This is a genomic window from Clostridium liquoris (genome assembly GCF_002995785.1).
GTDB classification, from domain to species: Bacteria; Bacillota; Clostridia; order Clostridiales; family Clostridiaceae; genus Clostridium_AO; species Clostridium_AO liquoris.
In genome coordinates this window covers 32,769-42,378 of record NZ_PVXO01000064.1, presented here as the reverse complement: position 1 = coordinate 42,378, position 9,610 = coordinate 32,769, and the positions used below count along the sequence as shown (strand labels likewise).

Sequence of the window (9,610 nt, the reverse complement as noted above, 5' to 3'; positions counted from 1 at the left end):
CAGGATCAAACTCTCAATTTAAAAGTTTAATCAAAAATTGCCATAAACTTCGCATTACTTCGTCATGTTGGCTTGCTCCGGTGCTCATTTACTGAAGTAAACTCCGCTCCTCACTGCACCACATTCCTTGTACTGCTCGTTTCTGTCAATTTTTTAGCTCATCGCTATTTTAACAGTTACCTGTTAAGAATTGACTGGTTTCTCTTCTCTGTTTAATTTTCAAAGACCATTGCTATCATGTGACAGCTTATATAGATTATCATTTCTAAATTCCTTTGTCAACACATTTTTTAAATTTATTTTTCATCAATTAATTCGCTGATGAATGTGTTTTCTTGGGAACAAAATATATCATACCACGGTACTTAAACTATATTTTTATTTATAATCCCATTGAATCCAAATTATATTTAAGATACTTCTATTTTCTATTTATTTGTTAAAAATACTATTATAGATACACCTGGACAAGTATTTAAGCTAAAAATTTTTTTATCATGTTTTATGAAATTTTTCTAATAAAATTTGAAATTCTACTAATACTATTTATATGTACTAAATATTAAAATAAAGGAGTGAGTTATGTGAAAAAGCAGCTTATTGCTTTAACATTAATTATATCATCCATTTGTGCTACTTCATGTGCACAACAGCAAAAGCCGCAAAAGCAGCAAGCTATAGGTGGCGTAGAATCTTCCGTTTCTAAAATGGGAGACATTGAAAGAGTAAAAATTACTTCTGATACAGCAAATGTAAGAACAGGTTGTTCAGGTAATGCCCCTGTGGCCCAAAAATCAAATAAAGATAATACCTTTGATGTAGTAAGCCAAGTTTCAGATTGGTTTGCTGTAAAACTTCCTGACAATAATATCGGATTCGTTCCTAAGTCACAATGTACACCAATAGTAGCTGAGGATAAAAAGCCAACTACCACACCTGATACCTCTGGGACAGTCCCACAGGGAACAAATACGCCTAAAACACCAGCTACTGAAACAACTTCTACTACACTAACTGATGCAGAACAAAAAATGGTAAACTTGGTGAATGAAGCTCGAGCCCAAAATAATTTACCACCTTTAACAGTTGATATGCAATTAGCTAATGTGGCTAGGACTAAGGCTCAGGATATGATAGATAATAATTATTTTAGTCATAATTCTCCTAAGTATGGAAGCCCATTTGATATGATGAAATCCTTTGGTATTAAATTCGTTCAAGCAGGAGAAAATATTGCAGGTAATCAAAGTGTAGAAAATGCTGAAAACGCATTAATGAATTCTCCTGGTCACAGACAAAACATATTAAATCCTAACTATACTCATATAGGTATAGGCATTAAAGCAGGAGGCCCTTACGGAAATATGTTTTCACAGATGTTTATTAGTAAACCTAGATAGTATAAAAAGAAGTGCTGTGCACTTCTTTTTAATTATAAGTTCATTTAGTTTACTGCTGCTTATATTGAGGTTCCTGCTGTTCAATATATTTTTGTCTTTTCTGTAAAACTTGTAATGAGTTTTCAAAAGTTTGAGCTAACTGCTGAAATTCCTTTTGTGCATTTTTATCATCTGTTTCCAATGCAAAAGTTTTCATTGTAGCTGCTGCTGATTGAATACCAGCTATAGCTTGCTGCATCTGTGTTCCTACTGTCATCATTCTCACCTCCCTTCAAGTATTTTGTTATATTAACCTTTTGGTTTAAATATTAATGAAGCTAAAAATGAAAATATTATGGCTGCAGATATACCTGAACTTGTAATTTCAAATATACCAGTGAGCACTCCAATAATACCAAACTTCTCAGCCTCCATTAGTGCTCCTTTTACTAGGGAATTACCAAAACTCATTATTGGTACAGAAGCACCTGCACCTGCAAACTTCACTAATGGATCGTACAATCCTAAACCGCCTAATATGGCTCCTACTACAACTAATGTAGTCATGGTATGAGCTGGTGTAAGTTTAAAAACATCCATCATTATCTGACCAATAACACATATAATTCCACCAACAATAAATGACCAAACAAAAATCCACAATTTCAACCAGCACCTTTCTTTACATCTCTATAGATACTGCATGAGCAATACAAGGTATACTTTCTTTTTGTTGATAGGACAATGGAGATAATAGTGCCCCTGTGGCTACAATCAATATCTTTTTCAATTCGCCTTTTTTCATGCGTTTAAGTAAATGGCCATAGGTAACTACAGCAGAACATCCACATCCGCTGCCACCAGCCATTACAGGCTGATCCTTGTTATAAATCAATAGTCCGCAATCAGTAAATCTATGTTTTAGGATTTTTAAACCATGTTTATCTAATAAGTCACCAGCAATGCTATGCCCAACACTTCCTAAATCTCCCGTAGCAATTAAATCGTAATAGGAGGGGTCTATATTTAAATCTCTAAAGTGTGCCTCTATTGTATCCACTGCTGCTGGTGCCATGGCAGCTCCCATGTTAAATGGGTCCGAGATTCCCATATCTACTACTTTGCCTATGGTAGCACAGCTCACTTTTGGTCCATCACCTTTTTGTGCTACTAAAGCTGCTCCCGCTCCAGTTACTGTCCATTGAGCAGTTGGCGGCTTTTGTCCCCCATATTCTGTAGGATATCTGAATTGTTTTTCCGCTGCTACATTGTGGCTGGATGCACCTGCTACTACATATTCTGCTGACTTACTATCAATTAGTAAAGAAGCTAGTGCAAGACCTTCCATAGAACTAGAACAAGCTCCAAAAATTCCCAAAAAAGGCATACCTAATGTGCGAGCCGCAAAACTACTGGAAATAATTTGATTCATTAAATCTCCACTTATAAAAAATTGTACATCTTCTTTTTTCATCTTGGCTTTGCTAATAGCTGTTTCACAGGCTTCTTCCAATAGTTTTTTTTCTGCCTTTTCAAAGCTGTCCTGTCCTAACCATATATCCTCATGAAGAATATCAAAATCCTCTGCCAATGCTCCTTCAGCTTCAAATGCCCCTCCAACTGCAGCAGAGGATATTATTACTGGTTTAGAATCAAAAACCCATGTTTGATGACCCTTAAGCATTTACATCCCACCTAACCACTTTATAGTTAACTTTAATATTGCAACAACAAAAGCTGAAAAAACTCCATAAACAATTACAGCTCCAGAGAGTTTAAACATATTTCCTCCCACTCCTAAAACATAACCTTCAGTTCTATGTTCAATAGCAGCAGAAGCCATGGTATTTGCAAAACCTGTAACAGGAACAGCAGTACCCGCTCCAGCCCATTGTGCAATATGATCATAAACTCCAAAGCCTGTAAGTAAAATAGAAATTATTATTAACACAGCAGATGCAGGATTCCCAGCGGTTTCTTTTGTAAAATTAAAGTATTTCATGAAAAACCATTGCAGCCCCTGACCTATAGTGCATATAATTCCTCCAACTAAAAAAGCTCTTATACAATTTTTTAAAACTTGTGGTTTTGGCTCCCTGTCCTTGGCAAAATCTTGATATTCCTGCTGAATAGGAGTTAATTTTTTCTTTTTTTTATTTGACATAATCTCAACACCTTCTAACGTAATAAATAAGGCTCTAGTTTATCCATGATTTTCTTTAGTTTATTGGCATTATTTAAATACATTCTTCTAGTTTTCATATCCTCTGTTTCTAATGAAAAACATAGTAAATCAGCCTGAACCTTTGACATACTTGCATAAAGCATCTCTTTAACTTTAGGCTGTGCAACTTCAATTGAATCATCAAAAAGATCTATAAACAAATCCCCAGAGGAATCCACTTGGCCAATGAACACATTATCCAGTGACACTGCTGAGGTTGATAGTTGAACTTTTAGCCATTCCCTATCAAGTCCCATATCCGTCAATGAATCATCCAAAATATTACCATCTAATATTACAGTCTGGGGCTGGGACCAAGGTGCAACTTTTCTTTGTAAATCCTTAGCTGTAATAGGTTTTCTATCTGACTTTAATAAAACATTAATATCTCCTGTTGATTCCATTACTGCAAACTCAACATCTGCTAAATTAAAGGCATTTTTTGATCGCAATTCTCTTAATAGTTCCTCACCAGAGTACCTAACATGCATTAAATTGTTTTCCATAATCTTACCGTCTTTTATCAGTATGGTTTCTCTTCCATTTATAAAGTCATGAACCCATTTGCTTTTTATGGATAAGTAATCCAGCGCTATAGAAAGTGCTATCCAAACCGCTAATGCAATAAATCCAAAGACAATATTTGTTATAGCACCCAAAGAAATCAATGAAACAATAATGGCAATAACCATATAGCTTACAAATTTAAAAGGGGTTATCCTTGACACACTCCTCTCTCCAATAATTCTCATTATCCATAAAGTTACAAAAAACAAAACTGCAGTTCTTAAAAGTATCATAACCCAATTCTGCATAGGCATTTTCCTCTCTTAATTTTCTCTGTATTGTGGTTCTTCAAACTCTAATGTTTTTAATCTGTCTTCTATATCCTTAATAACTAATTCCGTAGTCTCAAGTGCTTCTTTATAGACCTTTGTCTCTTCCTTATTTCTACTCTGCAAGGAATAAATTTTTAGGGTACTTTCAACTCCCTTTAAGTTAGCCAATGTTTGTTTCACCTTTGAACCTACTGTCATAACCCTCAACTCCTTAAATAGTTAGCTAAAATTATTATTATCAAAATTTCGTAAAATATTACTACTTTAATCTTAGTATTAACTACAAAAATTTTTATATGCGAAAGGAAGCAATAGAATTTTAAAAACCAGCTGCAAGAAAATAACTTCAATTGGCTTAGTTGGCTTAAATTGCTATGGAAATACTAATCCAAATAAATTGGAAAATTGTTTACAAATAGTTTACAATGTTAATAAAAAATATACTTATAATAAGGGGTGGTTATTATACAAAATAAAAAAGCATATGTAAAATTATTAGTAAAAACCTTTGTAATTGCTAGTGCTGCACTTTTTAGTATGTCATCAAATGTTCATGCCGCTGAATTAAATCGTATTTATGGAAAAGATAGATATGAAACCTCTATATCCATTTCAAAGGAAGGTTGGACTAGTTCCCCTACTGCAATTATTGCTTCAGGAGAAAATTTCCCTGACGCTCTTTGTTCTGTTCCACTTGCTAAAAAATATAATTCTCCTATTTTTTTATCTTCTAAAAATGGTTTAAGTGATAACTGTAAAAAACAAATTACAAAATTAGGAGTTAAAGAAATTTTTATTATAGGCGGTACAGGTGTTATTTCTGAAAATGTAGAAAATCAATTAACTACCATGGGAATCAAGTGTAATCGTTTAGCTGGACAGGATAGATATGAAACTTCATTAAAAATTGCGGACAAACTAGAAAATTTCAATGAAGTTGTTATTTCAAATGGTTATGGTTTTGCAGATGCTCTTTCAATAGCCCCTATTGCAGCTAAGAAACAAATACCAATTATATTGTCACCAAAAGAAGCATTACCGGACAAAGTTAAAAATTATTTAAAAGAAAAAAGTATCTTAAAAGCTTATATATTAGGTGGTACAGGTGTTTTAAGCAGTAATATTGAAAAAGACTTTTCAAACACATTAAGATTATCTGGACAAAATAGATATGATACAAATATCTCAATAATAAAGAACTTTTCAGATGAATTAAACTTAGACAAAGTGTTCATTGCTTCAGGTGAAAATTTTCCTGATGCTCTTTCCGGTTCTGCCTTAGCATCAATTACTTCATCACCTATTATGTTAATAAGTAAATCTCCTTCTGAAAAAACTTTGGAATTTACTAATGAAAGATTAATACCAACTAGAAGTAATTTAATTATTCTTGGTGGTGAAGGAGTTGTCCCTTCATCTTTAATAGAAAACCTAGTGAATAAAAATTATATAGGAAACACTTCTGCAAACATAGTAAACTTTGGTTCCATAGCAAAGGAAGGAAATTATATTTATACCAGTATTCTTGTTGACGGAAAATATAAACTGCACAAAATGAATCTGGATGGATCAAATCCAATAAAAATAACGGATGATAATGCCTCCTATATTAATGTAGTTGATGGTTGGATATATTATTTAGACTTTATTAAAGGTGATATATACAAGGTAAAAACAGACGGCACCTCTAAAACAAAAATATTTTCCAAGCATGGTATATTTTCCATGCAGGTAATAGGGGATTGGATATATTACAACATAGACACTGGTGTAAGTTATTTCTATAAAGTAAAAACTGATGGTACTTTAGACCAAAAAATAAATATACAGGATAAATCAATTTTAGGTGGTGGACAAAGATTCACTATATCTGGAGATTATATTTATACAGATTGCTTAGTAAAAACTGATACCCCGCCTTATAATCGTTACATTTATAAATTCAAAACAGATGGATCAAATGTAACAAAGGTTTCTGAGGATTCATCTTATAAAGTTAATGTAGTAGACAATTGGGTATATTATTATGATAGCGAAAATTTATATAAGGTTAAAACCGATGGTACAAATAAGACTCTATTATTACATGAGGATTTTACCATAGAAGGATTTTATTCTGTAAACACAGTAGGAAATTATATTTATTATTCTGTATGGGGAGTTGACTTAGGAATTTCCCCTAACTTTGGACTCTATAGAATCAAAACCGATGGCACGGATAAAACTAAATTAAGCGATATACCTGCTCGATTTATAAACATAGTTGATGGTTATGTTTATTTTGATGATGGGCATGATGAACACAAAATTTATATGGAGAAATAATTATAAGGAATGAGGTTTTTCCTTAAATTCATATTCCTCCCATTTATCTATTTTAAGCTTTTTTCAATATCTGCTGCATCAATATTTACACTAAGTGTTATTGTTGGTTGTGATCCTATTTATAGAGGAATAAAAAAAGAAATAAAAAAACGTAAATCTAAAAAAAACAGATGAAATTCACTATTAAAATGTTTTAATATAATGGGTGGAACTCTTCCATCCTCTTAGGTTGGGGATGGATATCCCTCTTATTATTTTAGGTTCGATTAATCGTTTAGTATTGATTATTAAATATAGGGGAAAAGTACTAAATGAGGTGGAAATCTGTGATTAAGAAAAATAAGGGGTATAGATTTAGGCTAAAACCTAATAAAGAACAAATGGTATACCTAGAGAAAGCTTTTGGTTGTAGTAGAAAAATGTATAACTTATATGTTGATATGCTGTATAAACAGCTTCATGAGAAAAATTTTATTAATGGAAAAATTGATTACAAGGCTATAAACTTGCCAACACCAGCAATAATAAAAAAAGATTATGAGTATATGAAAGAAATAGATTCATTAGCTTTTGCAAATGTAAAAGAAAAAACCAGAACAAAGGAAAGATTGGCTTCATAAAAAATCATATAATCTAGCAAAAGCATACGATGCAATAATAGTAGAAGATATAAACTTAAGAGCAGTAGGACAATGCTTAAAGCTAGGTAAATCATTAGCCGACAATGGGTTTGGAACATTTAGAAATTTTCTAAAGTATAAGTTAGAAGATAAAGGAAAGCAACTTATCAAAATAGATAAATGGTTTCCATCTTCCAAAATGTGCAGTAATTGTGGAGCTATGAAAGAAAAGTTACAGCTATCAGATAGAATATATAAATGTGAAAATTGTGGCTGTATTATAGATAGAGATTATAATGCAGCACTAAATATAAAAGAGGCTGGTTCTGCCTTGTTAGCTTGGTAAACTTATCTTCATTAAAAGGTATTACCCAAGAAGCCACCACTTCTAAAGTGGGGGTGAGTTCACATATGATAACTTTTTTTCCTCATTATCAATCTCACTACAATATTGAAGAATAGCAGATACGGCACCTAACCCTTGAAATAATAAAAATGTATTTAGAATAGTTTGAGCATATGTATATGTTCCAAATAATTTAGTGCTAAGTATTCTTGATAAAACTATACCTATACCAAAACTAATAACTTTATTTATAAAATTAGATCCCAAAATATGAAATAATCCTTTTTTAGCTGCCACTTTAAAATCTGATAAATCATTAGTAACCATAATTCTTCCTTTCAAATGTTAAATCAACTAATTATATCATATTTAGCAATAAAAATCGTTCAACCACTTCCAATTTTTGAAAATAGCCAGGTACCTAAGGAAAAAGTCTTTTAGGAAATTTAAAATGTACCATAAGTGCAAAAACAAATGATGTTGCCCAAAAGGGATAACCTAAGTCACCATTATTAAATAACAAATATATTAAAAAGGTAAATAAAACAGTTATAATAAAAACTAATAGCAAATTTATAAAATCTGTAGTAGATAATTTTCTTTTCTCTTTTTCTAATAAGTTATCTTTTACTTTGGCACAAGAGTTTATTCCAAATAAGCTTTTAAGATATATAGCTGAACCACAAAAACTTCCTAGAAACATAGGATATTTATTAAATATAAGAATATTTAATAAATAAATTAAAAACATTGGGAAAAAAACTATTATTAAGCTTTTTAATGTCCTCATATTAAATCCACTTATAACCAGCAGTCCAGCCAATAGACATATGGTTGTCCTCTCAATAATTTTTAATTTCATTTAGGTAAGCTTCTTCCATTTATAATAATAAACTTATTTGAAATAAAATCATACACATATTAGCTTAATAGCCTATATTATGTATTGGATTTATGATGATGAAAATAAAAAAGATAAATAGCACTAAATATTCCAAAAATCATAGAACAATTAGTGCTATTTTTAATGATTGATTCAATATTATCATAAAATTAAATAATCCATATACTTAGGTTTTTAAGAAAAAAATCTTTTAGGAAATTTAAAATAACTCATAAGTAGAAAAATAATTGATGCTCCGAAAAAAGGAAAACCCAATTCATTATGATTTCCCGATATGAATATTAAACCAGTAAATAAAAAAGTTAGAATAAAAATTAATACTAAATTAATAAAATCTTCAGTAGATAATTCTTTCTTCTCTTTATTTAAGAAATTATCTTCTAGTTTATTAAAAGATTTCATCTTGTCCAAGCTAGGTATATATATAGATGAAGCGCAAAAACATGCGAAAAACGAAGGATATTTGTTAAACATAAAAATGTTTAATAAATACAGTAAAAGTATTGGAATAGAAAGTATTAAAACTGATTTTGCGACTTTCATTATTTACCACCACCTTTTTAGCAACAAAAATTGTTCACTCCACTTCCAATTTTTGAAAGGGGTCAGGTACCTAGAAACTTTTGCCATTACATAGACTCAAATTACTTAAGAATATAATATTTAGATAAATACAAATAACTAAATATTACTATGAAAACAATATTTGCAATTGCGAAACGATTTTTCCCTTTCTTAGCATTGCTATATATTGAAGTTAATTGAGAAATCAAAACTGCAAAATACAAAATTGTATACCAATCAGTTAAAAAAGTTATAGATGGAACAACCTTCATATACAGTCACCTCTTTATAAATATATTATATGTTTAATTTATATTCCACGAGAACCCTCATATGGCACTATTCCCCACACACATAGCAAAAGCACTACGTGTTTTTTGCCAGGTGAAAAAATGTTAACTATAGTAAA

13 protein-coding genes are annotated in these 9,610 nt (G+C 31.1%); 4 read left to right on the top strand and 9 right to left on the bottom strand.

The features are described from left to right. The first annotated feature begins 584 nt into the window (after nucleotides 1–584). The gene (locus CLLI_RS11790; RefSeq protein WP_242975595.1) at nucleotides 585–1,400 is read left to right on the top strand and encodes a CAP domain-containing protein; all 816 of its coding nucleotides are present in this window, start codon (nucleotides 585–587) and stop codon (nucleotides 1,398–1,400) included. A gap of 49 nt (nucleotides 1,401–1,449) precedes the next feature. On the opposite strand, the gene CLLI_RS11785 is transcribed toward CLLI_RS11790, so the two are convergent. From CLLI_RS11785 to CLLI_RS11760, 6 genes are read right to left on the bottom strand one after another with little or no spacing between them, the layout of a single operon-like run. Next, the gene (locus CLLI_RS11785) at nucleotides 1,450–1,656 is read right to left on the bottom strand and encodes a DUF1657 domain-containing protein (protein ID WP_106064407.1); all 207 of its coding nucleotides are present in this window, start codon (nucleotides 1,654–1,656) and stop codon (nucleotides 1,450–1,452) included. A 32-nt stretch (nucleotides 1,657–1,688) separates the two neighbouring features. Next, nucleotides 1,689–2,042 carry a stage V sporulation protein AE gene (spoVAE, locus tag CLLI_RS11780; protein ID WP_106064406.1) on the bottom strand — a complete coding sequence of 118 codons (354 nt, stop codon included), beginning with the start codon at nucleotides 2,040–2,042 and terminating at the stop codon, nucleotides 1,689–1,691. A gap of 19 nt (nucleotides 2,043–2,061) precedes the next feature. Further along, nucleotides 2,062–3,063, bottom strand: a complete 1,002-nt coding sequence (gene spoVAD, locus CLLI_RS11775) for a stage V sporulation protein AD (RefSeq protein WP_106064405.1) — start codon at nucleotides 3,061–3,063, stop codon at nucleotides 2,062–2,064. Then, on the bottom strand, nucleotides 3,064–3,543 hold the full coding sequence (gene spoVAC / locus CLLI_RS11770; RefSeq protein ID WP_106064404.1) for a stage V sporulation protein AC: 480 nt from the start codon (nucleotides 3,541–3,543) through the stop codon (nucleotides 3,064–3,066). 14 nt (nucleotides 3,544–3,557) lie between these two features. Beyond that, entirely contained in the window at nucleotides 3,558–4,418 is an 861-nt protein-coding gene (locus CLLI_RS11765) for a DUF421 domain-containing protein (protein ID WP_106064403.1), read from the bottom strand. Between the two features lie 15 nt (nucleotides 4,419–4,433). Next, complete coding sequence (locus CLLI_RS11760; protein ID WP_106064402.1) at nucleotides 4,434–4,640, bottom strand: DUF1657 domain-containing protein; 207 nt, start codon at nucleotides 4,638–4,640, stop codon at nucleotides 4,434–4,436. Between the two features lie 258 nt (nucleotides 4,641–4,898). Between CLLI_RS11760 and CLLI_RS11755 the strand changes: the two genes are divergently transcribed. The 3 genes from CLLI_RS11755 to CLLI_RS14915 all read left to right on the top strand — a co-directional run bounded on the left by CLLI_RS11755 (nucleotide 4,899) and on the right by CLLI_RS14915 (nucleotide 7,733). Continuing rightward, nucleotides 4,899–6,767: a cell wall-binding repeat-containing protein gene (locus tag CLLI_RS11755; RefSeq protein ID WP_106064401.1), complete on the top strand. Its 1,869-nt coding sequence runs from the start codon at nucleotides 4,899–4,901 to the stop codon at nucleotides 6,765–6,767. A gap of 326 nt (nucleotides 6,768–7,093) precedes the next feature. Continuing rightward, nucleotides 7,094–7,387: a helix-turn-helix domain-containing protein gene (locus CLLI_RS14920; protein WP_242975594.1), complete on the top strand. Its 294-nt coding sequence runs from the start codon at nucleotides 7,094–7,096 to the stop codon at nucleotides 7,385–7,387. A gap of 34 nt (nucleotides 7,388–7,421) precedes the next feature. Further along, entirely contained in the window at nucleotides 7,422–7,733 is a 312-nt protein-coding gene (locus CLLI_RS14915; RefSeq protein ID WP_242975596.1) for an RNA-guided endonuclease InsQ/TnpB family protein, read from the top strand. A 42-nt stretch (nucleotides 7,734–7,775) separates the two neighbouring features. Here CLLI_RS14915 and CLLI_RS11745 read toward each other — a convergent pair whose 3' ends face one another. The 3 genes from CLLI_RS11745 to CLLI_RS11735 all read right to left on the bottom strand — a co-directional run bounded on the left by CLLI_RS11745 (nucleotide 7,776) and on the right by CLLI_RS11735 (nucleotide 9,180). Continuing rightward, entirely contained in the window at nucleotides 7,776–8,060 is a 285-nt protein-coding gene (locus CLLI_RS11745; protein WP_106064400.1) for an oligosaccharide flippase family protein, read from the bottom strand. Nucleotides 8,061–8,154: 94 nt separating this feature from the next. Beyond that, nucleotides 8,155–8,595, bottom strand: coding sequence for a hypothetical protein (locus tag CLLI_RS11740; RefSeq protein ID WP_106064399.1), 441 nt, complete (start codon nucleotides 8,593–8,595; stop codon nucleotides 8,155–8,157). A 216-nt stretch (nucleotides 8,596–8,811) separates the two neighbouring features. Further along, the gene (locus CLLI_RS11735; RefSeq protein ID WP_106064398.1) at nucleotides 8,812–9,180 is read right to left on the bottom strand and encodes a hypothetical protein; all 369 of its coding nucleotides are present in this window, start codon (nucleotides 9,178–9,180) and stop codon (nucleotides 8,812–8,814) included. Nucleotides 9,181–9,610 lie beyond the last annotated feature (430 nt).